Annotated in this window: 25 protein-coding genes and 1 other RNA gene; 8 read left to right on the top strand and 18 right to left on the bottom strand. The window is 73.8% G+C overall.

What is annotated here, in order from left to right; translation table 11 throughout:
• The first annotated feature begins 74 nt into the window (after nt 1-74).
• Nucleotides 75-1,835, top strand: a complete 1,761-nt coding sequence (locus tag ACFYPD_RS23710) for an NAD+ synthase (protein ID WP_387117295.1) — start codon at nt 75-77, stop codon at nt 1,833-1,835.
• Between the two features lie 130 nt (nt 1,836-1,965).
• Nucleotides 1,966-2,811, top strand: a complete 846-nt coding sequence (panB, locus tag ACFYPD_RS23705; RefSeq protein WP_387117293.1) for a 3-methyl-2-oxobutanoate hydroxymethyltransferase — start codon at nt 1,966-1,968, stop codon at nt 2,809-2,811.
• Between the two features lie 46 nt (nt 2,812-2,857).
• Here panB and ACFYPD_RS23700 read toward each other — a convergent pair whose 3' ends face one another.
• The 5 genes from ACFYPD_RS23700 to ACFYPD_RS23680 all read right to left on the bottom strand — a co-directional run bounded on the left by ACFYPD_RS23700 (nt 2,858) and on the right by ACFYPD_RS23680 (nt 6,588).
• Nucleotides 2,858-3,301: a VOC family protein gene (locus tag ACFYPD_RS23700; protein WP_387117290.1), complete on the bottom strand. Its 444-nt coding sequence runs from the start codon at nt 3,299-3,301 to the stop codon at nt 2,858-2,860.
• Nucleotides 3,302-3,329: 28 nt separating this feature from the next.
• Entirely contained in the window at nt 3,330-4,028 is a 699-nt protein-coding gene (gene npdG, locus ACFYPD_RS23695; protein ID WP_387117287.1) for an NADPH-dependent F420 reductase, read from the bottom strand.
• Between the two features lie 73 nt (nt 4,029-4,101).
• Nucleotides 4,102-5,538, bottom strand: a complete 1,437-nt coding sequence (locus tag ACFYPD_RS23690; RefSeq protein WP_387117284.1) for an RNB domain-containing ribonuclease — start codon at nt 5,536-5,538, stop codon at nt 4,102-4,104.
• Between the two features lie 109 nt (nt 5,539-5,647).
• Nucleotides 5,648-6,304, bottom strand: a complete 657-nt coding sequence (locus tag ACFYPD_RS23685) for a histone (protein ID WP_387117282.1) — start codon at nt 6,302-6,304, stop codon at nt 5,648-5,650.
• 77 nt (nt 6,305-6,381) lie between these two features.
• Nucleotides 6,382-6,588, bottom strand: a complete 207-nt coding sequence (locus tag ACFYPD_RS23680; RefSeq protein ID WP_313718991.1) for a hypothetical protein — start codon at nt 6,586-6,588, stop codon at nt 6,382-6,384.
• 154 nt (nt 6,589-6,742) lie between these two features.
• On the opposite strand from ACFYPD_RS23680, the gene ACFYPD_RS23675 reads away from it, so the two are divergent.
• Together ACFYPD_RS23675 and ACFYPD_RS23670 are read left to right on the top strand one after the other, a co-directional pair.
• Complete coding sequence (locus tag ACFYPD_RS23675; protein ID WP_387117279.1) at nt 6,743-7,174, top strand: hypothetical protein; 432 nt, start codon at nt 6,743-6,745, stop codon at nt 7,172-7,174.
• A 36-nt stretch (nt 7,175-7,210) separates the two neighbouring features.
• Nucleotides 7,211-7,408, top strand: a complete 198-nt coding sequence (locus ACFYPD_RS23670) for a hypothetical protein (protein WP_387117276.1) — start codon at nt 7,211-7,213, stop codon at nt 7,406-7,408.
• 45 nt (nt 7,409-7,453) lie between these two features.
• On the opposite strand, the gene ACFYPD_RS23665 is transcribed toward ACFYPD_RS23670, so the two are convergent.
• From ACFYPD_RS23665 to ACFYPD_RS23655, 3 genes are all read right to left on the bottom strand, one after another.
• On the bottom strand, nt 7,454-8,428 hold the full coding sequence (locus ACFYPD_RS23665; protein ID WP_387117273.1) for a hypothetical protein: 975 nt from the start codon (nt 8,426-8,428) through the stop codon (nt 7,454-7,456).
• Nucleotides 8,422-8,754 carry a PadR family transcriptional regulator gene (locus ACFYPD_RS23660; protein WP_387117270.1) on the bottom strand — a complete coding sequence of 111 codons (333 nt, stop codon included), beginning with the start codon at nt 8,752-8,754 and terminating at the stop codon, nt 8,422-8,424. Before ACFYPD_RS23660 ends, ACFYPD_RS23665 begins: the two co-directional genes overlap by 7 nt.
• A gap of 89 nt (nt 8,755-8,843) precedes the next feature.
• The gene (locus tag ACFYPD_RS23655; RefSeq protein WP_387117267.1) at nt 8,844-9,329 is read right to left on the bottom strand and encodes an FBP domain-containing protein; all 486 of its coding nucleotides are present in this window, start codon (nt 9,327-9,329) and stop codon (nt 8,844-8,846) included.
• Nucleotides 9,330-9,389: 60 nt separating this feature from the next.
• Here ACFYPD_RS23655 and ACFYPD_RS23650 point away from each other — a divergent pair, with 60 nt between their 5' ends.
• Nucleotides 9,390-9,959, top strand: a complete 570-nt coding sequence (locus ACFYPD_RS23650; protein WP_387117264.1) for a TetR/AcrR family transcriptional regulator — start codon at nt 9,390-9,392, stop codon at nt 9,957-9,959.
• A 7-nt stretch (nt 9,960-9,966) separates the two neighbouring features.
• On the opposite strand, the gene ACFYPD_RS23645 is transcribed toward ACFYPD_RS23650, so the two are convergent.
• The gene (locus tag ACFYPD_RS23645) at nt 9,967-11,184 is read right to left on the bottom strand and encodes a PP2C family protein-serine/threonine phosphatase (protein WP_387117261.1); all 1,218 of its coding nucleotides are present in this window, start codon (nt 11,182-11,184) and stop codon (nt 9,967-9,969) included.
• Between the two features lie 102 nt (nt 11,185-11,286).
• Nucleotides 11,287-11,696, bottom strand: an RNA gene (gene rnpB / locus ACFYPD_RS23640) — RNase P RNA component class A.
• Between the two features lie 130 nt (nt 11,697-11,826).
• Between rnpB and ACFYPD_RS23635 the strand changes: the two genes are divergently transcribed.
• The gene (locus ACFYPD_RS23635) at nt 11,827-12,588 is read left to right on the top strand and encodes a sulfite exporter TauE/SafE family protein (RefSeq protein WP_387117259.1); all 762 of its coding nucleotides are present in this window, start codon (nt 11,827-11,829) and stop codon (nt 12,586-12,588) included.
• A gap of 63 nt (nt 12,589-12,651) precedes the next feature.
• Here the strand turns inward: ACFYPD_RS23635 and ACFYPD_RS23630 are convergent, their stop codons facing one another.
• Complete coding sequence (locus tag ACFYPD_RS23630; protein ID WP_387117256.1) at nt 12,652-13,884, bottom strand: MFS transporter; 1,233 nt, start codon at nt 13,882-13,884, stop codon at nt 12,652-12,654.
• A gap of 58 nt (nt 13,885-13,942) precedes the next feature.
• Between ACFYPD_RS23630 and ACFYPD_RS23625 the strand changes: the two genes are divergently transcribed.
• Entirely contained in the window at nt 13,943-14,410 is a 468-nt protein-coding gene (locus ACFYPD_RS23625) for a MarR family winged helix-turn-helix transcriptional regulator (RefSeq protein WP_387117253.1), read from the top strand.
• Between the two features lie 52 nt (nt 14,411-14,462).
• Here the strand turns inward: ACFYPD_RS23625 and mctP are convergent, their stop codons facing one another.
• From mctP to ACFYPD_RS23590, 7 genes are all read right to left on the bottom strand, one after another.
• Entirely contained in the window at nt 14,463-16,118 is a 1,656-nt protein-coding gene (gene mctP / locus ACFYPD_RS23620) for a monocarboxylate uptake permease MctP (protein WP_387117250.1), read from the bottom strand.
• Nucleotides 16,115-16,357 (bottom strand): DUF3311 domain-containing protein, encoded by a 243-nt coding sequence (locus ACFYPD_RS23615; RefSeq protein ID WP_262282281.1) that lies wholly within the window; start codon nt 16,355-16,357, stop codon nt 16,115-16,117. Before ACFYPD_RS23615 ends, mctP begins: the two co-directional genes overlap by 4 nt.
• Nucleotides 16,358-16,540: 183 nt before the next feature.
• A complete protein-coding gene (locus ACFYPD_RS23610) occupies nt 16,541-17,644 on the bottom strand; it encodes a bifunctional RNase H/acid phosphatase (RefSeq protein ID WP_387117384.1) in 1,104 nt (367 codons plus the stop codon).
• Nucleotides 17,645-17,670: 26 nt separating this feature from the next.
• Nucleotides 17,671-18,408, bottom strand: a complete 738-nt coding sequence (locus ACFYPD_RS23605) for a zinc ribbon domain-containing protein (protein ID WP_387117248.1) — start codon at nt 18,406-18,408, stop codon at nt 17,671-17,673.
• Nucleotides 18,405-19,235 carry a Nif3-like dinuclear metal center hexameric protein gene (locus tag ACFYPD_RS23600; protein WP_387117381.1) on the bottom strand — a complete coding sequence of 277 codons (831 nt, stop codon included), beginning with the start codon at nt 19,233-19,235 and terminating at the stop codon, nt 18,405-18,407. Before ACFYPD_RS23600 ends, ACFYPD_RS23605 begins: the two co-directional genes overlap by 4 nt.
• A gap of 140 nt (nt 19,236-19,375) precedes the next feature.
• Entirely contained in the window at nt 19,376-19,957 is a 582-nt protein-coding gene (locus ACFYPD_RS23595) for a flavoprotein (protein WP_387117246.1), read from the bottom strand.
• Nucleotides 19,958-20,054: 97 nt separating this feature from the next.
• Entirely contained in the window at nt 20,055-21,281 is a 1,227-nt protein-coding gene (locus ACFYPD_RS23590) for a helix-turn-helix domain-containing protein (RefSeq protein ID WP_387117243.1), read from the bottom strand.
• A gap of 243 nt (nt 21,282-21,524) precedes the next feature.
• On the opposite strand from ACFYPD_RS23590, the gene ACFYPD_RS23585 reads away from it, so the two are divergent.
• Nucleotides 21,525-22,196 (top strand): bifunctional DNA primase/polymerase, encoded by a 672-nt coding sequence (locus ACFYPD_RS23585; protein ID WP_355058250.1) that lies wholly within the window; start codon nt 21,525-21,527, stop codon nt 22,194-22,196.
• The last annotated feature ends 31 nt before the right edge of the window (nt 22,197-22,227 follow it).

Genomic DNA, 22,227 nt, shown 5'->3' with positions numbered 1-22,227 from the left:
ACGCCGACGTTACGCCCCCGCCGTCTCCCGCGTCCGGTCGGATTCGGGCCCTCCGGCTGGGGCAAGATGAGGTCATGCCCACCCTGCGTCTCGCCCTGTGCCAGGTCGACCCGACGGTCGGCGACATCGCCGGCAACGCCGACATGGTCCGTGCCTGGGCCCGCAAGGCCGCCGACGCCGGTGCCCAGCTCGCCCTCTTCCCGGAGCTGATGCTGACCGGCTACCCGGTCGAGGACCTGGTCTTCCGCCGGTCCTTCGTCGCCGCCTCGCGGGCCGCGCTGCACCGGCTCGCCGCCGACCTGGCCGCCGACGGCCTCGGTGACCTGCCGGTCCTGGTCGGCTACCTGGACGCGGACGGCCCGCCGCAGGTCAGCGCCGACGCCGAGCCCGGCAAGGGAGCCCGCAACGCGGCCGCGCTGCTGCACGGCGGGGCGGTGGCGGCCACCTACTTCAAGCACCACCTGCCCAACTACGGCGTGTTCGACGAGGACCGCTACTTCGTCTCCGGCGACGCGCTGACCGTGGTCCGGATCGGCGGCGTGGACGTCGCGCTGACCATCTGCGAGGACCTCTGGCAGGCCGGCGGCCCGTTCGCGGTGGCCCGGCACGCGGGCGTCGGGCTGGTGCTCAACATCAACGGCTCGCCCTACGAGCTGAACAAGGACGACATCCGGCTGCCGCTGGTCCGCCGCCGGGCGGCCGAGGCGGGCGCCACCATCGCGTACGTGAACATGGTCGGCGGCCAGGACGAGCTGGTCTACGACGGTGACTCGATGATCGTCGACGCGAACGGCACGCTGCTCGCCCGGGCGCCCCAGTTCGTCGAGCACCTGCTGGTGCACGACGTGGAGCTGCCTACGGCCAGGGAGCCGGTCAACGGCGAGGAGCTCGCCGACGGCATGCGGATCGTCCGCGCCAAGGTCAGCGACACGCTCCCGCCGCCGCCCCTGGGCGAGGTCGCGGTCGGCGGGATCTTCGCGCCGGTCGCCGACGAGGCGGAGGTCTGGCAGGCGCTGGTGCTGGGCCTGCGCGACTACGTCAACAAGAACCGGTTCCCCTCGGTGGTGCTCGGCCTGTCCGGCGGCATCGACTCGGCGCTGGCGGCGGCGCTGGCCGTCGACGCGCTCGGCGCGAAGCGGGTGGTCGGGGTGTCGCTGCCCAGCCAGCACTCCTCCGAGCACTCGCGGGCCGACGCAGAGGAGCTGGCCAAGCGCACCGGCCTCGACTTCCGGATCGAGCCGATCCAGCCCATGGTGGACACCTTCCTGGCCAACATGTCGCTCTCCGGCGTGGCCGTGGAGAACCTCCAGGCCCGGGTCCGCGGCGTGATCCTCATGGCGCTGTCGAACCAGGAGGGCCATCTGGTCCTCACCACCGGCAACAAGAGCGAGCTGGCGGTGGGCTACTCCACCCTGTACGGCGACTCGGTGGGCGGCTACAACCCGATCAAGGACGTCTGGAAGACGCTGATCTGGCGGCTGGCCAAGTGGCGCAACGCCGATGCCGAGCGGCGCGGCGAGACGCCGCCGATCCCGGAGAACTCGATCGGCAAGCCGCCGTCGGCCGAGCTGAGCCCCGGCCAGCTCGACAGCGACAGCCTGCCGGAATACGACGTGCTCGACCCGATCCTGATCGGCTACGTCGACGGCGACCTGGGTCGGGAGGGCCTGGTCGCATCCGGCCACGACCCGGCGGTCGTCGACCGGGTGCTGCGGATGGTGGATACCGCCGAGTACAAGCGCCGGCAGTCCGCCCCCGGCACCAAGATCTCCATGAAGGCGTTCGGCCGGGACCGGCGGCTGCCGGTCACCAACCGCTGGCGCGAGGACGGCTGACCCCGCGGGCGGCGCCGCGGCCGCCGGGAGTGAAATCCTCCACTCCGCCCTGCCCCCGGCCGGTGCCCCGGTGCGACGATCGCGGCGGAACCCGGGGACCGCGAACGCGGCCTCGAGGAAGGAGAGAGTCATGGTGGAGTCCACCCCGACCGAGGTGACCGCCCTCTACGGCGGGCCGGCCACCCGACGGGTCCGCACCCGCGACCTGATCGCCGCCAAGGAGCGCGGCGAGCGCTGGGCGATGCTCACCTCGTACGACCAGTACACCGCCTCGATCTTCGACCAGGCGGGGATCCCGGTGCTGCTGGTCGGCGACTCGGCGGCGAACAACGTCTTCGGTTACGAGACCACCCTGCCGGTGACCGCCGAGGAGCTGCTTCCCCTGGTCCGCGCGGTGGTGCGGGCGACCCGGCAGTCGCTGATCGTCGGTGACCTGCCCTTCGGCTCCTACGAGGAGGGGCCGACGCAGGCGCTGCGGACCGCGGTGCGGTTCATGAAGGAGGGCGGCTGCCACGCGGTGAAGCTGGAGGGCGGCCGGCGCTGCGCCGCCCAGATCGAGGCGATCGTCGGGGCCGGCATCCCGGTGATGGCGCACATCGGCTTCACCCCGCAGAGCGAGCACACGCTGGGCGGCTACCGGGTGCAGGGCCGCGGCGACACCGCCGAGGAGGTGATCGCCGACGCCCGTGCGGTGGCCGAGGCGGGCGCCTTCGCCGTGGTGCTGGAGATGGTGCCGGGCGAGGTGGCGAAGCGGATCACCGCCGAGCTGCCCATCCCCACGGTGGGCATCGGCGCCGGCCCGGACACCGACGGGCAGGTGCTGGTCTGGCAGGACATGGCCGGGCTGCGCACCGGCAAGGCGCCGCGCTTCGTGAAGCGCTACGCCGACCTGGCCGGCGCGCTGACCGACGCCACCCGCCGCTACGCCGAGGAGGTGCGCGGCGGCCAGTTCCCCGCCGCCGAGCACACCTTCTGACCGCACGCCGGGCGGCGCGGCTCCCGGGCCGCGCCGCCCGCACGGGTCAGACCACGCAGAACTCGTTGCCCTCGGGGTCGGCCAGCTGCATCGAGTAGTAGCCGTCGTCGGGGTCGTTCATCCCCCCGAGCACGCGGGCGCCCAGGGCGGTCAGCCGGGCCACCTCGGCATCGACGCGGGAGCGCCGCTCGGCCAGCGGCACCGCACGCCCGCCACCGACCTTCAGGTCGATGTGCAGCCGGTTCTTGACCACCTTCGACTCGGGGACCGGCTGGAACCAGATCCGCGGGCCGGCGCCGGTCGGATCCTCCAGCCGGTCGAGGCAGTCGCCGTCGCCGAGTTCCTCGGCCGGGATGCCGACCGAGAGATACCAGTCCCGCCAGGTCGGCTGCCCGTCGGGCGGCGGCTGCGGGCGGTAGCGCAGCGCCTCCGCCCAGAACGCGACGAGCCGCGACGGCTCCCGACAGTCGATCACCAGTTGCCACTCCATGCGGCGATGGTGCCGCACGGGTACGACGTCACAGGTCGGTGACGCGGATGCCGGCGTGCGCCTTGTAGCGCTTGTTGATCGCGATCAGGTTGGCGGTGAACGCCTCGACCTGGTGCGCGTTGCGCAGCCGGCCGGCGTAGATGCCCCGCATCCCGGGGATCCGGGCGGCGAGCGCGGCGACCACGCCGACCAGGTCCCGGTCCTCGGTGCAGATCAGCACGTCCAGGTCGATCCGGTCGACCTCCGGGTCCGCCAGCAGCGGGGCGCTCACGTGGTTGAAGGCGGCGCAGACGCGGGAGTCGGGCAGCAGCCCGGCGGCCTGCTGCACGGCGCTGCCCTCGGCCACGGTCAACGCGTACGGGCCCTGCTTGTCGAAGCCGAGCGGGTTGACGCAGTCGATGACGATCTTGCCGGCGAGCGGGGCGGCCAGCGCACCGACCACGGCGGCGTGCCCGTCCCACGGCACCGCGATGATCACCACGTCGCTGCGGCGGGCGACCTCGTCGTTGTCCGCGCCGGAGACGGTGGCGCCGGCCGGCACGCCGGGCAGGGCGGCGATCTCGGCGGCGGCCTGGGCGGCCCGGTCGGCGGCACGGGAGCCGATCAGCACGGTCTGCCCGGCCCGGGCGAACCGGTAGGCGAGACCCCGCCCCTGGTCGCCGGTGCCACCGATGATGCCGACGGTCAGCCCGGAGACGTCGGGCAGCGTGGTCGCGTCGTAAGCCATACGGGTCATCCTCGCAAAGGTCACCGCACGGCGGCGCGGCCGGGCGCTGTGACAAACCCCGCGCTCCGCCGCCTCACGCCTTCTCGAAGACGACCTTGCGCTGCACCGGGTCGGCGACGGTCAGGCGGACCCGGACGCGCTCGCCGAGCGGCAGGTCGCCGGTGCAGCGGGCGCGCACCGGCGGCTCGTCCAGGGCGACGGTGCCGCCCGGCGGGCGCCCCGCACGGCCGTTGCCCGCCGACCGCGGCTCGTCGACGTCCAGCACCGCCGCCTCGAAGGTCTCCCCGACCCGGTGCGCCAGCAGCACCGCCTCGGCCAGCTCCACCGCGCCCCGGGTGGCCGCGGACGCGGTCCGGTCGGTGGTCGCCATCACCTCGGGCAGCTTCGGCAGCGCGGCGCGGACATGCTCGGGCACCTCCCGGCCCTCGTGCAGGGCCAGGCAGACCTCGGTGGCGTACCGGTCCGCGAGCCGGCGCAGCGGCGCGGTCACGTGGGCGTACGCGGCGGCCACCCCGCCGTGCTCCGGCTGCTCGGGCACCTGCCCGTCGAACGCCGTGTACGCCGCACCGCGCATCAGCTCGGCGGCCTGGTCGACGAAGGCCGCCGCCCGGGGCTGCGAGGCGTCCAGCCCGGCGAGCACCGCGCCGACCGTGGCGCCGGCCGGCCAGGGCACGCCGAGCGGCCCGGCGGCCAGCCGCAACCGGTCGACCGCCTCCGGACGGGGCGGCGGCATCGTGCGCAGCAGGCCGACCCGGCCGGCCAGCATGAGGTCGGCGGCGGCCATCCCGGTCAGCAGGGAGATCTGCGCGTTGTGCTCCTCCATGGGGCCGGGCCCGCGGAGCACCAGCCGCCAGCCGTCACCGTCCGGCTCGACGTCCTGCTCGGGCAGCGGCAGGTTGATCGCCCCCCGGCGCAGCCCGCGGGCGGTGAGCAGGGCGCCGATCTCCGGCAGCAGGGCGATCGGCTCGGGCAGCCGGCCGGCGTCGGCGTCGCGCTGCACCCCGGAGTAGTCGAGCTTGGCCCGGCTGCGCACCAGGGCCCGTTCCAGGGTGACGGCGACCGTGCCGCCGTCGGCGTCGAGGTCGATGGTCCACAGCACCGCCGCCCGGTCGGCGTCGGGCAGCAGGCTCGCCGCCCCCTCGCTGAGCGTATGCGGGTGCAGCGGCACGTTGCCGTCGGGCAGGTAGACGGTCTGCCCCCGGCGCCAGGTCTCCGCCTCGAGCGCCCCGCCGGGTCGGACGTGGGTGAACACGTCGGCGATCGCGTACCGGACGCGGAACCCGCCACCGGGACGGCGGGCGAGGTGCATGGCCTGGTCGAGGTCGCGCGAGGTCGCCGGGTCGACGGTGACGAACGGGACGTCGGTCCGGTCGGCGACGGCCGGCAGCGGCGCGGCGGCGGCCGCGTCGGCCTCGCGCTGCGCCGCGGCTGGAAAGTCTTCGGGAAGTCCCAGCTCGCGGCGCAGCGCGCCGAAGTCGATGCGGGGCGCCAGTACGCGTCGGATCACCACGGGGTCAATCCTGACAGCGCCCCGCGTGATCCGCTCACCCGGCGCCGGCTCCGGACCGCGGCGTGGCGTCGTACGCGCCGAACTGCCGGTCAGCGGCCGGCGCCCGCCGTCAGGCGGTGGCCTTGCGGGCCGGCGCCTTGCGCGCGGTGGTCTTCCTGGCGGCCGTCGTCTTCTTGGCCGGCGCCTTCTTCGCCGCGGTGGTCTTCTTCGCGGTGGTGGCCTTCTTGGCAGGCGCCTTCTTCGCCGCCGTCTTGCGTGCCGTGGGACGCGTCGAGGCGGTGGTCTTCTTGGCCGGCGCCTTCTTGGCGGCGGTGGTCTTCTTCGCGGCCGGGGCCTTCTTGGCCGGGGCCTTCGTCGCCACCGTGGTCCGCTTCGCCGCGGTCGTCGTCGTTCGCTTCGCCGCGGTCGTCGTCTTCCTCGCCGCGGTGGTCTTCTTCGCCGCCGTCGTCGTCTTCTTGGCCGGGGCCTTCTTCGCCGCGGTGGTCTTCGTCGCGGTGGTCTTCTTCGCGGTGGCCTTCTTGGCCGGCGCCTTCTTGGCGGTGGTCTTCGTGGCCGGCGCCTTCTTCGCGGGCGCCTTCCGTGCCGCCGACACGGCCTTCCGGGCGGTCGCCTTCTTCGCGGCGGCCTTCTTCGCCGGCACCCGGCCGGCGCCGGCGCCGGAGGCGTTCGGGGACGCCTTGGTGGCCGTCGTCGTCCTGCCCGCGGTGGTCCTCTTCGCGGTCGTCCGTTTCGCGGCCGGGCGGGTGGCCTGCTGTGCTTCGGCCATCTCGGTTCCCTTTCCTGGGGACGTGCTCTCGCCCTCGCGGAGCACGGATCACCTCGACGCGGGCCGTCCCGCGCCGTCTACCTGTCCTCCCCGGCCCAACGGGCGTCCTCGGCTTCCCACGCGTCGTTGCGCTCCCGCACCTGCTGCAGGGCGTTCTCCGCGTCGGCGGCTGAGGCGTACGGTCCGAGAACGTGCTTCGCGGGACACACGTCGGCATCGGTCTCGACCCGGTGGTGGCGGGTGCACCAGTAGTAGTGCCCGCCACCACGTCCGTCGTCGCTCATGCGATCACTGTGCACCGCGAACCGCCCGGACGCCACCGGAACGCCGTAAATAGTCGCCGATGTCCTCCACAATAGACCTGGTCAGGGCGGTCCCGGGCCGAGACGGCGAAAGACGGGGCAGCCGGCGGCCGGGTCGAGGGCGCACAATCCCGGGGTGCGGTTCGGGGGAGGACGGTCGGCACGCCGGCGACGCGGGCTGCTGGCCGGCACGGCGCTGGCGGGGCTCGTGGCGGTCGGGCTGACGCTGGGGGTCCCGCTGCTGCGCGACCGGTCCCAGCAACGGCTGGAACGCCGGGCCGACCGGGAGGTGACGGCCACCGCCCAACGCACCCGGACGGTCCTGCTGGCCGAGCCGGCGGCGCGGGAGGCCGACCTGCGGCTCGCCGCCGACACCGTGGACGGCGTCGAGGTCCTCACCGCGGCGGCGGGCGCCGCCGAGGTCCGGCTGGTCTTCCGGGTACGCGTGGCGAAGACCGCCGCGTCCGTGTTCGGCTGGCAGCGGGCCGAGGCCGCCGCCTGTTTCGCCCAGTCGGTGCGCCCCGGGGCCGCCCCCGCCCCGCTGGAACGGCTGCCCTGCCCCCGCTGACCGGCGCTGGCCGCGGGGGCCGACCGGCTGCCGCTGGTGCGCCAGCTCTCCGTCCGGGAGGAGATGTCGCTGTTCGCCACCCATCCCCCGGCCGGCCTGCGCCACCGGGTGCTCACCGCGCGGTCCTGGCAGGACCCCGCCGTGGTGCTCACCGAGGCCCGGGCCGAGCGGATCGACGCGGAGCTGGCCCGGCACTACGAGCGGGCCGGCCGGATCGTGGCCTGGGCGGGCTGACCCCGCCCCGCGCCGGCCCGTCGCACGGCGGGCCGGCCGGCGGCGTCAGGTGGGTGTCGACACGGGCTCCGGCACGGGTTCGGCGGCCGGCGCCGGCCGGGCGGCGGCGACGGTGTAGGCCACCGCGTACGGGGTGCAGGCCAGGTAGAAGACGGGCTCGACGAGCACCAGGTCGGTGATGAGGAACCGTTCCCAGGCGGTGGGGCGGGGCAGCCCGAACGACGAGTCGGTCCAGCAGGTGAGCAGCCACAGCGGGGCGGAGATCCGGTCCACCGTGTCCGGGGGCAGGCCCTCGGCGACCGGCGCGACGGGGGTCGCCGGGATGGTGGAGACCACCGCCAGGACGACCGCGGCGTCGGCCGCGACCAGCGCGCCGAGCAGCCCGACGACCCAGGCCAGCCGGGTCCGCCCCCGGCGGGCGAGGATCCCCGCACCCCAGAGGACCGGCACCAGCACGGCGAGCCAGAGCAGGAACCCCGGTACGGTCACCGGCAGGCCCTGCTCGCTCCGGCCGGCGAACGCGGCGAGCAGCACCGTCACGGTCAGCGCGATCGGCAGCACGACGCCGAGCGCGGTGGCCAGCGGCCCGGTGCGTACGGTCCGCCGCGCGGCCCGGGTGACGGCGAGGGCGAGCAGCGCGCCCGTCCCGGCGGTGAGGCCGGACCAGAGCGGCAACTGCACCGCGGTCGCCCAGGCGACGCGGAAGTCGAGCGCCGCGTACGCCAGGTTCATCACCACGGCCGCGACCACGACGACCGCGACGCACGCCGGCGGGGCGAGCAGCAGCACCCCGGCGGTGCGCCGCAGCCGCCGGTGCAGCACGGTGCGGTCGACCACCGGCGCGCCGGCCCGGCTGGCGGCGAGGCTGGCCGCGAAGCGCAGCATCCGCCACCGCTCCCCGCGCCCGGCCAGGACGTGCAGCTCGGCGTCCCACTCCCGGATCAGCTCGGCGCGCAGCTCCGTCGGCCAGCGCCGCGCCGCCGCGCGCAGCAGCACGCCGGCCAGTCGCCGGTTCACCACGCCGGGGCTCCGGTCGGCTCGGCGCCGCCGCGGGACGTCCCGCCCTCCGGGGCGAGGGCGCGCAGTTCGGCCAGCGCCAGCCGGGCGGCACGCACCCCCTCGCCGGTGAGCCGGTAGTAGCGGCGGGCGGGCCGGCCGGCGGCGGCCGCGTCGACCGCCTCCCAGTCGGCGGCGAGCCAGCCGGCCGCCCGGAGCCGGTGCAGGACGGGATAGAGGGTGCCGCTGGGCAGGCCGGTGAGCTTCATCAGGTCGAGCCCGTAGCGCGGGGCCTCGGGATCGGCGAGGAGCGCGGACAGCACCTTCGCCACCGGGATCGTCAACCGCATGACAGCACTATATCGCTACTCTACATAGGGTGCGGCATCGAGCCGGCTCGACCGCGCAGTCGCCTCTCCAGCCGCCGGCCCCCCAGGGCCTATGCGAGGACCTGCTGGAGGAAGGCGGCCAGGTTGGCGGTGGTCCGGTCGATCTTCTCGGCCAGCGTGATGGACTCGTCGAGGCGCCGGCCGGCGTTCTTCTTCCCTCGCAGGTAGAGGGAGCAGGCCAGGTCGGCGCAGAGGTAGCTGCCGACCGAGTTTCCGGCCCGGCCGGCCGGGCCGGCCTTCCGGGCGGTCATCAGCGAGACACCGTCCCCGATGTGCGTGGTCAGGCAGAGCGAGCACATGCTGCGCCGCGCCCGCCCGGCCTGGGACGCCACCCGCAGGGCCACCCCGAGCAGCCCGGCGCCGGACTCGGCCACCAGGTAGGCACGCTCCGCCCCGGCGGGGTCGCGCCAGCCCAGGAAGTCGAGGTCCGCCCAGGAGCGCTCGGCAAGGTCCCGGGGCAGGGCGAGGCGCGTCGCCTCGCCCTTGGTGCAATTGACGAAGGAGGCCCGGATGGCGGGCTCGGACAGGGGTGTCATAGGCGCTAGTCTAGACCTCCTAGGTAATAGGCTAGAGAATCTAGACGTGGGGTGGGACACATGGCCCGTACGGGGTTGACGGTCGAACGCCTGACCCTCGCGGCGGCGGAGATGGCCGACGAGGTCGGCTTCGAGAACGTCACCGTCTCGGCGCTCGCCCGCCGGTTCGGGGTGAAGGACGCGAGCCTCTACTTCCACCTCAGGAACGCCCAGGAGCTGCGGGTCCGGGTGGCGATGCTGGCTCTGGCGGAGATGGCCGACCGGGCCGCCGACGCGCTCGCCGGCCGGGCGGGCAAGGACGCGCTGGTCGCCTTCGCCGACGCCTACCGCGACTACGCCCTCCAGCATCCCGGCCGGTACGCCGCGGCGCAGCTGCAACTCGACCGGGAGACGGCCGAGGCGAGCGCGGCACGGCGGCACGCCGAGATGACCCGGGCGATCCTGCGCGGTTACCGGCTCGCCGAGCCCGACCAGACCGACGCGGTACGCCTGCTGCACAGCACCTTCCACGGCTACGTGTCGCTGGAGCGGGCCGGCGGCTTCCGCCACACGCCGCGTACGACCGATGCCACCTGGTCCCGGACGCTTGATGCGCTCGACGCCCTGCTGCGGAACTGGCCGGCGGGCTGACGCGGGGCTACCGGGGCAGGCGGCGGACGGCCAGCAGGGCGATGTCGTCGGCGGGATGCTCGGTGTCCAGGGTGGCCATGACGGTGGCGGTCACGATGTCGACGGGAGCCAGCGGGACGGCCGCGGTCAGCCGGGCCACGCCCGCGTCGAACAGCTCCCCCCGACGCTCGACGAGCCCGTCGGTGTAGGCGACCAGGACCGAGCCGGGCGGGAAATCGACGGTCGTCGTGCGCCGCGCCCGATTCCCGCGGCCGGCGCCGAGCGGCGGATCGATGTGCGCGTCGAGCAGGGTGTTCGGATGGCCGGGCCCGGCCAGCACCGGAAGCGGATGGCCGGCCACGGAGACGCGCAGGGTCGCCCGGTCGGGGGAGATCATCACGTACAGCGCGGTGGTCAGGCTGCCGGCCTCGAAGTGGACCACCTTCCGGTCGAGCAGGGTGAGCGCCTCCGCCGGGTCGTCGGTGACCAGCGCGTAGGCGCGCAGCGCACTGCGGACCCGGCCCATCACCACGGCGGACTGGAGCCCGTGCCCGGCGACGTCGCCGACGACCACGCCCAGCCAGCCGGACGGCAGGGTGAAGACGTCGTACCAGTCGCCGCCGACGCCGGAGGCGTGGCCCGGGACGTACCGGCCGGCCAGTTCCAGGTGGGGCAGGCGGGGCAGTTCGGCGGGGATCAGGCTCCGTTGCAGGGCCAGGGCGGCGGCCTGGTCGAGGGTGTTCGCCCGGGCGTTGCCGGCCAGGCTGACCCGGTCGGCGACCAGTTCGAGCAGGTGGACGTCGTCGAGAGTGAACTGTCGGGGCGACAGCGTGCCCACGTGCAGCACGCCGACGAGGTCGCCCCGGGACATGATCGGCACGCCCAGGAGGGACCGCACCCCGGTTTTTAGCAGCACCGGGTTGACGACGTTGTCGGAGGTGACGGTCGGGATGATCACCGGCTGCCGGGTGAGCGCGATCTGCCCGGCGAAGCCGCGGCCGACGGAGACCCGGAAGCCCTGCCGGACCTCCTCCTCCAGCCCCCGCGCGGCGGTGGCCACCAGTTGCTGGGCGCGGACGTCGAGCAGGAGGATCGCGGCCGTGTCGACCCGCAGCAGCTCACGCACCCGGTCGAGCAGCTCGTCGAAGAGGTCGGCGACGTCGAGTCGGGACAGCGTCGCGTCGGTCACCGCCTCGATGCGGCGCAACCACTGCTCGTCGTCCCGCATGACCTCCGCCCGAACCACCCCACGATCCTAGTTGCGCCCCGGCAAGTTCCGCTTCCGGCGGCGCATGAGACGACCGTCCCACGTGCTGCTTGGAACCGGACATCCGGCGCCGTAGGGCGACGGACGAGTCGACCTGTACGCCGGATTCTGTCACCGACACGCCCCGAAGGGCGGCCGGCGGCGGCCATCCATCTCGGCCTACCGTCGCCGGCAGGCTCCAGCGGCCTACCCGCAGACATCGGGCGGGCCGCCCTCAAGCGTCTGCGCGGACCGTCATCTTGCGGTGACGACCCTTTCTTGGCCTTGCTCCGGGTGGGGTTTACCGAGCCATCCCGGTCACCCGGGATGCTGGTGGGCTCTTACCCCACCGTTTCACCCTTACCGTCCCGTGTCGGGCCGGCGGTCTGTTTTCTGTGGCACTGTCCCGCGGGTCACCCCGGGTTGCCGTTAGCAACCACCCTGCCCTGTGGAGTCCGGACGTTCCTCGGCGACGGGCCGCAGCCCGCCGACGCGACCGCCCGGTCGACTCGTCCGTCGCGCCCTCATCCTAACGACGGCGCCGCCCCACCCATTTCCACCCCACCACCCCGGCGCCGCGGGTCGGGGCCGCGGTGAGGCCGGTCCTGCGCGGGCGTGTCGGGCGGGCTAGCCTGCGGGATCATGGACCTCTCCGACGTCGCGCTGCTGGTCGCCGCCGGCCTCGCCGCGGGCACGGTGAACGCGGTGGCCGGGGGCGGCTCCCTGATCACCTTCCCGGCCCTGATCGCGATCGGCCTGCCCCCGGTGCCCGCCAACGTCACCAATTCGGTGTCGGTCTTCCCCGGCTACGTGGCCAGCGTGGCGGGCAGCCGGGCGGACCTGCCCGGCAGGCGGGCAATCTGGCCGCTGCTGCCCACGGCCGCGGCGGGCACGGTCGTCGGTTGCGTGCTGCTGCTGGCCACCCCGGCGCGCGCGTTCGAACTGGTGGTGCCGTTCCTGGTGCTGGGCGCCACCGCCGTGCTGGCCTTCCAGGACCCGCTGCGCCGGCTGGTCGGCCATCCGGCCGACCTCAGCCCGCGCCGACGCACCGTCACCGTGCAGGCCATGGTCGCGCTGGGCACGGTGTACGGCGGCTACTTCGGCGCGGCGCTCGGGGTGATGCTGGTGGCGGGCCTGGCCCTGGTGCTGGACGCCACGCTGGCCCGGGTGTCGGCCATCAAGAACCTGCTCTCGGCTGTGGTGGGGCTGACCACGCTGGTGGTGTTCGCGCTCTTCGGCCCGGTCGACTGGGCCGCGGTCGCGGTGGTCGCGCCGGCCACACTGGTCGGCGGGTACGTGGGCGCCCGGCTGGTCCGCCGGCTCCCGCCGGTGGTCCTGCGGACCCTCATCGTGGTCTTCGGCACGGTGATCGGCCTCTACCTGCTCTACCGCGCCCTGGGCTGACCGACCGAGGGGGAGGGGCCCCTTTCCCGTACCCCAGGAGTCAGCAAGGGGCCCCACCTCACGTCAGTACGCCTCGCCGACCGGCTCCTCCGGGGCGTGCTCGTTGCGCCGGGCGGCGGAGTTCCACCGGGACCAGAGCACCCGCTCGCCGTAGCCGGCGGCCATCACGTGCGCGAAGGCGAGGTAGACCAGCACGCCGACGGCGAGGACGCCGAACCCGACCCAGAACGGCAGGGCGAGCCCGTGCTCGGCGAGCTTGCCGGAGATGATCGGGGCCGGTGCGGCGGCGCCCCAGCGGACCAGGTTGAACGCGCCGGTGGCGACCCGCCGGTCGCTGGAGCCGAGGCCCAGGGCGAGGTCGGTGAGGTTGGCGTTGGCCAGGCCCATGAACAGGCCGGCGAGGACCAGGACCACCAGCGACATGGCGGTGCCGGTGGAGATGGCGAAGAGGACCATGCAGACCAGCAGGCCGGCGATGGCGACGCCGACGGTCTGCACCGCGCCGATCCGGTGCGCCAGCCGGTGGCCGACGAGCAGGATGCCGGCGGCCAGGCCGAGACCCCAGCCGGTGAAGGCCAGGCCCAGCGGGATGACGTCGAGGTGCAGGTAGAGCGGCGTGTAGCCGAGCACCACGAAGAAGACGAAGTTGTAGGCGGCGGTGACCACGCAGAGGGTGACGAACGCCGGCTTGCGGTAGGTGGAGAAGATCGCGCCGAGGCGTACCGGGGCCTGCTTGTTGGCCGGTTCGCGGAGCTTCCGCGAGGCGACGGCCAGCGCCAGCACCATGAACACGCCGCAGACGAAGAAGGGCAGCCGCCAGGACACCTCGCCGAGCAGGCCGCCGATCAGCGGGCCGACGGCGAAGCCGAGACCGAGCGCGGTCTCGAAGAGACCGACCACCCACTCCCGGTCGTTGGCGAGGTTGACCAGCACCACCATGGCGGTGGCGAAGAACATCGCGTTGCCCAGGCCCCAGACGCCGCGCAGCACGGAGAGCTGCACGATGTCGTTGCTGAACGACGCGAGGATGGCGGCCAGGCCGACCACCGAGACGCCGGTGATCAGCACCGGCTTGAAGCCGAACTTCCCGCTGGCCAGGGTCGCCGGGATCATGCCGACCGCCATCACCGCGATGTACGCGGTGAAGAGCAGCTCGACCTGCCAGGCGGTGACCCCGATCGCCTCGCCGATGGCGGGCAGGATCGGGTCCACCACGGCGATGCCGGCGATGGCGAGGAAGGCCACCAGCGTGGTGGCGTAGATGGCACTGCGGTTGGGTTCGGATCGCCGATCCACTCCGCGCCTCCAGACAGATAGCTGTATCTTACAGGTAAATCGGTTGTATCATACAGCTATGAGGGACGACGCCCACGCGGAAGATGTCACACTCGGCCGGATCGAGACCGAGGTCGCGCTGCTCATGCGACTCGGGGAGGCGACCCGCCGGGCCAGCGGCACGGCCGAGCACCGGGTGCTGGACCGGGCGGCCTACGTGATCCTGCGGCACCTGGCCGGCGCCGGCCCGCAGAACGTCTCCGCGCTGGCCAGCAAGCTGAACCTGGACGGCTCCACGGTCACCCGCCAGGTCTCGGCGATGCAGCGGGACGGGCTGATCGCACGTACCCCGGATCCGGCCGACGGGCGCGGCACGGTGATCTCCCCCACCCCGGCCGGCCTCCAGCGGATGGCCGCGGTGCGGGCGGCCCGCACCCGGCTCTACGGCGACATCCTGGCCGCCTGGTCCCCCGACGACCGGGAGAGCCTCGCGGACCTGCTGCACCGACTCAACGAGGCCCTCGAAACGCGCACCCGCCGCCGCTGAGCGCACGGCGAGGCCCCGGCCGCCGTCGTGGCGACCGGGGCCTCCGGACGGCTCAGGCCACGGGCTCCCGGGCGGCGTCCGCGTCGCGCTCCGGGCCGGGGGTGACCCGCGGGTCGCCCTCGTCGGCGAAGTAGTCGTCCGGGGTGGTGCCGTCCACCCCGTCGGCCACCTTCGCGGCCCGCAGCACCAGGGTGACCAGCGCGGCCACCGCCAGGTTGACCAGCACCGCCACGATGCCCACGTAGATCGTCTTCGTGGTGTCGAAGCCGAACTCGGAGAGCGGGAAGGCCGAGCCGGCGAAGTGCTTCTTCCCGGTCGCCGGGTTCCCGATCTGGTAGAGCATCCACATGCCGAGCCCCATGCCGGCCACCCAGCCGGCGATCAGCGCGCCGCGGTGGAACCAGCGGGTGTAGAGGCCCAGCGCCACCGCCGGCAGCGTCTGGAGGATGATCACGCCGCCGATGAGCTGGAGGTCGATGGAGAACTGCGGGTCGAGGAAGATGATGAACGCCAGCGCGCCCACCTTGACCAGCAGCGAGGTCACCTTCGAGACCTGCGCCTCCTGCGCCGGGCTGGCGTCCCGCTTCAGGTACTCCTTGTAGATGTTGCGGGTGAACAGGTTCGCCGCCGCGATCGACATGATCGCCGCCGGCACCAGCGCGCCGATGCCGATCGCCGCGTACGCGACGCCCGCGAACCAGTTCGGGAACTGCTGGTCGAACAGCAGCGGCACCACGGTGTTGCTGTCCACGCTGCCCGCCTTGGCGCCCGGCAGCGGCTTCACCCCGGCCGCAATGGCCATGTAGCCGAGCAGCGCGATCAGCCCGAGCAGCAGGCTGTACGCCGGCAGCGCGGACATGTTCCGCTTGATCACGTCCCGGTTCCGGCTGGCCAGCACGCCGGTGATGTTGTGCGGGTAGAGGAAGAGCGCCAGCGCCGAGCCGAACGCCAGGGTGACGTACTGGAGCTGGTTGTTGGCGTTGAGCAGGATCCCGTCCCCGGGAGCGGGTGACGCCTTGAACTTGGCGTCGGCCGCGTTGAAGATCTCGCCCCAACCGCCCAGCTTGTACGGCAGGTAGATGACCGCCACCAGGATCACGATGTAGATCAGCGAGTCCTTGACGAAGGCGATCAGCGCCGGCGCGCGCAACCCGGACTGGTAGGTGTAGGCCGCCAGGATCGCGAACGCGATGATGATCGGCAGGTGCCGCGCGAGGGCGTTGTCACCGGTCACCCCCATCGTCTTGAGTACCGACTCGATGCCGACCAGCTGCAGCGCGATGTACGGCATGGTGGCGACGATGCCGGTGATGGCGACCAGCAGCGCCAGGATCGGCGAGTCGAACCGGTTGCGGACGAAGTCGGCCGGGGTGACGTAGCCGTGCCGGTGCGACACCGACCACAGCCGGCAGAGCACCAGGAAGACCATCGGGTAGATGACGATCGTGTACGGCACGGCGAAGAAGCCCATCGCCCCCGCGCCGAACACCAGCGCCGGCACCGCCACGAAGGTGTACGCGGTGTAGAGGTCACCGCCGAGCAGGAACCAGGTGATCCAGCCGCCAAAGTTGCGGCCGCCCAGCCCCCACTCGTCAAGGTGGGCCATGTCTCGCGGCGCCCGCCAGCGGGACGCCACGAAGCCCATCGCGCTGACCAGCAGGAAGAGGAACGTGAAGACGATGATCTCGGTCAGGTGGTCGCGCATCACCGGTCACCCCGCTTCTTGGTCATCTGGTAGACCAGCGTGGTGGTGGCCACGCCGAGGATGATCCAGGCCAGTTGCAGCCAGTAGAAACGCGGAAAGCCGAACAGCCGGGGCGAGTCGGCGTTGAAGAAGGCCGGGATCAGCGGCACCACGATCGGTATGAAGAGCAACCAGTTCCAGGGGCTGTGGTCCTTCGCCCTGGATCGCGCCGTTGTCGGCGCCTCCGGCTCTGGTGCTGCCATGGGACACACCTCCGGGAAGTCGTAACTTGCCATGTGACGGCCGGAGGCTACGACCCTGTGAGCGCGGTCACGTTCTACCGGAGGACGGCGATGCGCCGAGCGGCCGCCCGCGTGCGCCGAACGGCCGGCGGCTCCAGGTCGCGGCGCGGCGTTAGACGCGCCGAGCGGGAGCTGCCGTTCGACTCAGAGGTCGGCCAGGTGGGCGGTGTCGTTGACCGAGCGGACCGCGACGCCGCCGTCCGGGTAGAGGTCGAGCACCGAGACGCCCGCGGTGTCCAGGTAGAGCCGGTGCAGGAACGCGTCACCGGCCGCGAGGGCGTCGCGCAGCACCAGCTTGATCGGCGAGACGTGGGAGACCACCACGACCCTCTCCCCCGGGTACGCCTTCCGCAGCCGGTCGACCGCCCGGCCGGTCCGCTCGGCGACCGCGGCGAACGACTCGCCCTCCGGCGGGGCGACCCTCGTGGAGGCGAGCCAGGCGTCCAGTTCTCCGGCCCAGCCGTCGCGCACCTCGGCGAAGGTGCACCCCTCCCAGACCCCGAAGTCGCACTCGATCAGGTCGTCGTCGGGGCGTACCGGCGGGTTGCCGACCAGCGCGGCGACCGCCTCGGCGGTGGCCATGCACCGGGACAGCGGGGAGCTGACCACGGCCGCGACCGACGGCGCGAGGGCGGCCACCCGGGCGGCCGTGGCCCGGGCCTGGGCCCGCCCCCGGTCGGTCAGCGGCACGTCACCGCGCCCCGAGTAGCGCTTCTGCACGGTCCGCTCGGTCTCGCCGTGCCGGACCAGGATCAGCCGGGTGGCCTCCTCGGTCGGGCGCGGCTCCCAGGAGGCCGGTGTGGTGGCCGGGTCGGTGCCGGTGGCCCGGGCGGTCGCGGTCCCGGTCGGGGCCAGGCCGGCCGCCGCGTCCATCGCCGCGTTCGCCAGCGCGTCGGCGTGCTTGTTGCGTTCCCGGGGCACCCAGCTGAACCGCACGCTGGCGAACCGGCCGACCAGCCCGGCGGCCTGCGCGGCGAGCGGCCGCAGCCCGGGGTTCTTGATCTGCCAGCGGCCGCACATCTGCTCGACCACCAGCTTGGAGTCCATCCGGGCCTCGACCTCGGCCGCGCCCAGCTCGGCGGCGGCCTCCAGCCCGGCGATCAGGCCCCGGTACTCGGCCACGTTGTTGGTGGCCGTGCCGATCGCCTCGGCGCGCTCGGCCAGCACCTCGCCGGTCGCCGGGTCCCGGACCACCGCGCCGTAGCCGGCCGGCCCGGGGTTGCCCCGGGAACCGCCGTCGGCCTCCACCACGACCGCGCGCACCGCCACGACGGCTACAGCCCCGACTCGTTGGTCCGGACCATGATCCGCCGGCACTCCTCGCAGCGGACCACGTCGTCCGGGTCGGCCTTGCGGATCCGGGCCAGGTCGGCGCCGGACAGCTCCAGGCGGCAGCCCCCGCAGCGGGCGCCGGTGAGCAGCGCCGCGCCGAGGCCGGTGTCCGTGCGGATCCGCTCGTAGAGGGCGACCAGATCGGCTGGCAGGTCGCCGGCCAGCGGCTGGCGGGCGCCGCGCTTGAACTCCTCCTCCTTGGCGATCCCGGCGAGGCTGTCGTCGCGGCGCTGCTCGGCCGCGACGCGCCGGTCCCGGGCCTCGGCGATCCGCCGCTCGATGCCGTCCAGCACGCCCTGCGCGGTCTCCCGCTGCTCCATCAGCTCCAGCTCGGCGTCCTCCAGGTCGCTCTGCCGGCGGTTCAACGAGGTCAGCTCGTGCTGGAGCGCCTCCAGCTCACGGGCCGGGCCGCTGCCCGCGGCCAGCCGGTCCTCGTCCTTGCTCTTGCGGGCCCGGACCTGGTCGACGTCCTTCTCCAGCCGGGCGATGTCCCGGTCCAGGTCGTCCACGGCCACCTGGGCGCGGACCCGCTCGTCCTCCAGCGCGGAGAGTTCGCGCGCCAGGGCCTCCAGCTCGGCCCGCTCCGGCAGCGTCCGGCGGCGGTGAGCGAGCTGGGCGAGCGCGGTGTCGATCGCCTGCAGGTCGAGCAGGCGGCGCTGCACCTTCGGGTCAGCCTTCACGGTCGGGGCTCCTTGTCGTCCGGTCGGGGCGCGGCGGCGTGCACGGTCCACGGGTCGGTGTCCAGGTCGGACACCACGGTCTCGACGCCCAACTCGTCCCGCAGGTGGGCGGCCAGGTCGTCCAGCCAGGGTCGCTCGGTCGCCCAGTGGGCGGCGTCCAGCAGGGCCGGCCCGCCGGCGGCGAGGTGCTCTCCGGCGGGGTGGTGGCGCAGGTCGGCGGTGAGGAACGCGTCCACCCCGGCCGCGGTCGCCTCGACGAGGAAGCTGTCCCCCGAGCCGCCGCTGACGGCGAGGGTACGAACCATACGCCCGGGATCCCCGGCGGCGCGAACTCCCCAGGCGGTGACGGGGAGCACGGCGGCGGCGTGCCGGGTCAGCTCGGCCAGGGTGAGCGGGGTGGGCAGCTCGCCGATCCGGCCGATGCCCCGGCCGGGGCCGGCGGCGGGCGAGCCGGGGCGGGGCGCGTGCAGCGGGCGCAGCCCGGTCAGCCCGAACCGGGCGGCCAGGGCGTCGGACACCCCGGGGTCGGCCACGTCGGCGTTGGTGTGGGCCACGTACAGCGCCACGTCGGCCTTGATCAATCGGTGCACGATCCGCCCCTTGTACGTGGTGGCGGCCACCGAGGAGACCCCGCGCAGCAGCAGCGGGTGGTGCGCGACGATCATGTCGGCCCCGGCGGCGAGCGCCTCGGCCACCGTCTCCGGGACCACGTCGACCACGCAGGCGACCCGCCGAACCGGGGCGCCGGGCTCGCCGAGCACCAGGCCGACCCGGTCCCACTCCTCGGCCCAGGCGGGCGGGTAGCGGCGGTCCAGCGCGGCCACCACGTCGGCGACCGTGGGCGGCGATCCGGTTGTGCTCACGGCCGGCCAGCTTACCGGCGTCGGGCGACCCACAGGCCCGATGGCGGTGAGGAGGGGCCCCTTGTTACCACGGAATGCGTCAACAAGGGGCCCCTGCTCGCACCTCAGCCGACCGGGGCGACCGGGCGTGGCGTGGCGCGCAGGGCGGCCAGGCCGGCTGCCCACGGGAAGGCGTCCAGGTGCCGCTCACCGGTGCCCGGCGGGTGCAGCGGCACCTCCTGGTCGCCGAAGACCACCCGGACCCCCCACTCGCGCAGCCGGGCCAGGCTGGCCCGGAACGCCGGGTGCGCGGCCATCGCCACGTTGGTGTACGGCACGGCCGCGATCGGCACCCCCATCCCCTGCCCCTCGATCAGCAGGCCGAGGGCGAGGGTGTCGGCGATGCCGACCGCCCACTTGTTGACGGTGTTGACCGTGGCCGGGCAGACCAGCATGGCGTCCGCCGGGGGCAGCACGTCCGGATCGCCCGGGTTCTTGTAGTGGGTGCGGACCGGGTGACCGGTCTGCCGGGCCAACGCCGTCCGGTCGACGAACTTCGCGCCGTCCGGCGTGGTCACCACGCAGACCTGCCAGCCGTCCTGCTGGGCGAGGTCGACCAGCCGGCCGACGTGACGGGCCAGCGGCGAACCGCAGGCGATGACGTAGAGCACCCGACGGTGCCCGTTGCTGGTGTGCGGACCGCTCATCCGACCAGGCCCGCGCTCAAGCCGCCGCCTCCCCTGCGGTCGGCGCCGGCATGAGGCGGGACCGCACTGTGCCCGATGATTCGCTCGCTGCGCTCACTCATACTCCGACTCCCATGTGCTCAGCCAACTCCGCGATCGGCGGAGGCGGCGCACCCCGTGTGCGACGGAGCACGTCCGACATCACCTCGTGGGCGATGGGCCGGCAGCGGATCTCGGAGGGCGCGAGCCGGTCGCCGCGAAGCAGCATCTCCCCGGCGTTCGCGACGTCGCCGATCTGGGCGAAGCCGCGGGCGATGTCCAGCAGGTGGTGCGCGCGCCGCTCGGGCAGCAGCGCGTTGAACGCGGGTTCGGCCAGGCGGTGGTGGGTCTCCACCGCCCGGCCGCCGTCACCCAGCTCGACGGCGGCGGCCGCCCGGTGCAGTTCCAGGTTGGTCGGGCCGAACGAGGTCCAGTAGTGGTTGTGGTCCCCGCCGAGCAGGGTGGCCGCCTCGGCCGCCCCGGTCAGCAGGTCGTCCACGGTCGCCGAGTCGCCGATCCGGGCGGCGGCCATCGCGCCCTGGAGGAGCAGCATGCCGTAGACGGAGAGGCGTTCCGGCCGGACGTCGTTCTCGCCGCCGGGGGCCAGCCGGTTGGCGATCCGCACGTTGAGTTCGAGCGCCGGGCGGGGGCGGCCCATCGCGACGAGGGCATTGCAGACCCGGGTGGTGGCGATGCCGGCGAGCAGGGGGTCGTCGGCCCGCTGGGCGACCGCCATCGAGCGGTCGGCGGCCAGCCAGGACAGGTCGCACTCGCCGAGCTTGCGCAGCACCGAGGAGGCGATCTGGTAGACCTGCCCGAGCAGGTGGGCGGCCTCCCGGGCCTGGTCGCCGCGGTAGCCGGCGTCGGCGGCCTGGGCGTCGCGCAGCAGCTTGGGCAGGGCCCGGGTGAGCATCCCGTAGCGGCCGTACTGGTAGGTGAGCCAGGCGTGGTTGACCGCCTTGCGCATGTCGGTCAGCGGCGGGGGGTAGGGCGCCGCGTCGAAGTACGCGCTCATCGAGTCGTAGCGCTCCAGCGCGGCCCGGATCTCCTCGACCTCGACCTGGTCGATGCAGTTGAGGGCGTCGGTACGCCGCTCCGGGTCCTTGCCGAGGAGCAGTTGCACGTCGACCTGGAGGATGTCGGCGATCTCGTAGAGCACGGAGAACTTGTCCAGCCGCCGGACGCCGCGCTCCACCTTGTCCACCCAGCTCTTGGACTTTCCGAGCCGGTCGGCGAAGACCTGTTGGGACATCTTGCGCCGGCTCCGCCAGTACGCCACCCGCCGGCCTATGGGTAGCTCGTCCATCTCCCCATCCCTCCCCCTGCCCGCGTCCGGCTGATCTCCCCCGGTCGACCTGCGCAACGGCCGTCGGTTCTCAGGTTTTCGCTGGTCGCACAGTCTGTACGTCGGCCGTACAGCCAGTTCTCGTAGTTTTCGTGCAAGTTGCATCAGCCGTTCGTCAGCTCAACGAGCGTGGGTTACGGCAGTGACGGCGTTCGACGTGTGGTGTGTGGACAGTTCGGGGGCGGGCGAGAGGGGATGGGACACATGTGGGGGAATGTCGGACCGCGCGTGGCTCACCTGTCGCCGCTGGAACGGGTCCGGCTGCGCCGGGTCGCCGTCCGGTACGCCGCGCACGGCTGGGCGGTGACCCCCGGCGCCTGCCTGGCCAACAGCCGCTTCGTCTGCGGCCGGGCGGGCTGCCCCACGGTCGGCTGCCATCCCGCCCTGGAGAACTGGGAGCACGCGGCGAGCGCCGACCCGGCCCGGGTGGCCACCTGGTGGCGCAGCCGCCCGCACGGGGTGCTGCTGCCCACCGGGCGCGCGTTCGACGTGCTGGAGGTCGCGGCCCACCTGGGCCGGCGGGTCCTCGACACGGTCGCCACCCATCCGGCCGGCTTCGGCGTACGCGGGCCGGTGCTGGTCACCCCCACCGGCCGCTGGATGTTCCTGGTGCGCCCCGGCGACCCGCTGCGCCCGGAGCTGGAGCACTGCTTCCACGTGGTCCGGCACGGTCCCGGCTCGTGGATCCCGGCGCCGCCGACCCGGCTCCCCGAGGGGACGGTCCGCTGGGCGGTCGCCCCCGAGCAGGCCCGCTGGCGGCTGCCCGACTCCTACCTGGTGCAGAACGCGCTCATCGCGGCGTTACGGGCGGCCGGGATCACGCTCGCCCCCGAACTGCTCCCCGGCCAGCTCCCCCTCCCCCGGCGCGGCTGCTGACCGGCCGCCCCCGGGCAGCGACCTCACCGGC

The organism is Micromonospora sp. NPDC005299 (assembly GCF_042872345.1).
Taxonomy (GTDB): domain Bacteria; phylum Actinomycetota; class Actinomycetes; order Mycobacteriales; family Micromonosporaceae; genus Micromonospora.
The sequence above is the reverse complement of the archived record's forward strand: the minus strand, read 5'-3'. Positions and strand labels throughout refer to the sequence as shown.

Excerpts from the sequence above, each read along its gene's own strand:
- ACFYPD_RS23625 (WP_387117253.1), top strand. The coding sequence starts at position 13,943 with ATGAGGGACGACGCCCACGCGGAAGATGTCACACTCGGCCGGATCGAG.
- ACFYPD_RS23615 (WP_262282281.1), bottom strand. The coding sequence starts at position 16,357 with ATGGCAGCACCAGAGCCGGAGGCGCCGACAACGGCGCGATCCAGGGCG.
- ACFYPD_RS23635 (WP_387117259.1), top strand. The coding sequence starts at position 11,827 with ATGGACCTCTCCGACGTCGCGCTGCTGGTCGCCGCCGGCCTCGCCGCG.
- ACFYPD_RS23685 (WP_387117282.1), bottom strand. The coding sequence starts at position 6,304 with ATGGCCGAAGCACAGCAGGCCACCCGCCCGGCCGCGAAACGGACGACC.
- ACFYPD_RS23655 (WP_387117267.1), bottom strand. The coding sequence starts at position 9,329 with ATGACACCCCTGTCCGAGCCCGCCATCCGGGCCTCCTTCGTCAATTGC.
- ACFYPD_RS23660 (WP_387117270.1), bottom strand. The coding sequence starts at position 8,754 with ATGCGGTTGACGATCCCGGTGGCGAAGGTGCTGTCCGCGCTCCTCGCC.
- ACFYPD_RS23585 (WP_355058250.1), top strand. The coding sequence starts at position 21,525 with ATGTGGGGGAATGTCGGACCGCGCGTGGCTCACCTGTCGCCGCTGGAA.
- ACFYPD_RS23680 (WP_313718991.1), bottom strand. The coding sequence starts at position 6,588 with ATGAGCGACGACGGACGTGGTGGCGGGCACTACTACTGGTGCACCCGC.
- panB (WP_387117293.1), top strand. The coding sequence starts at position 1,966 with ATGGTGGAGTCCACCCCGACCGAGGTGACCGCCCTCTACGGCGGGCCG.
- ACFYPD_RS23700 (WP_387117290.1), bottom strand. The coding sequence starts at position 3,301 with ATGGAGTGGCAACTGGTGATCGACTGTCGGGAGCCGTCGCGGCTCGTC.
- ACFYPD_RS23650 (WP_387117264.1), top strand. The coding sequence starts at position 9,390 with ATGGCCCGTACGGGGTTGACGGTCGAACGCCTGACCCTCGCGGCGGCG.
- ACFYPD_RS23595 (WP_387117246.1), bottom strand. The coding sequence starts at position 19,957 with ATGAGCGGTCCGCACACCAGCAACGGGCACCGTCGGGTGCTCTACGTC.
- ACFYPD_RS23710 (WP_387117295.1), top strand. The coding sequence starts at position 75 with ATGCCCACCCTGCGTCTCGCCCTGTGCCAGGTCGACCCGACGGTCGGC.
- ACFYPD_RS23590 (WP_387117243.1), bottom strand. The coding sequence starts at position 21,281 with ATGGACGAGCTACCCATAGGCCGGCGGGTGGCGTACTGGCGGAGCCGG.
- npdG (WP_387117287.1), bottom strand. The coding sequence starts at position 4,028 with ATGGCTTACGACGCGACCACGCTGCCCGACGTCTCCGGGCTGACCGTC.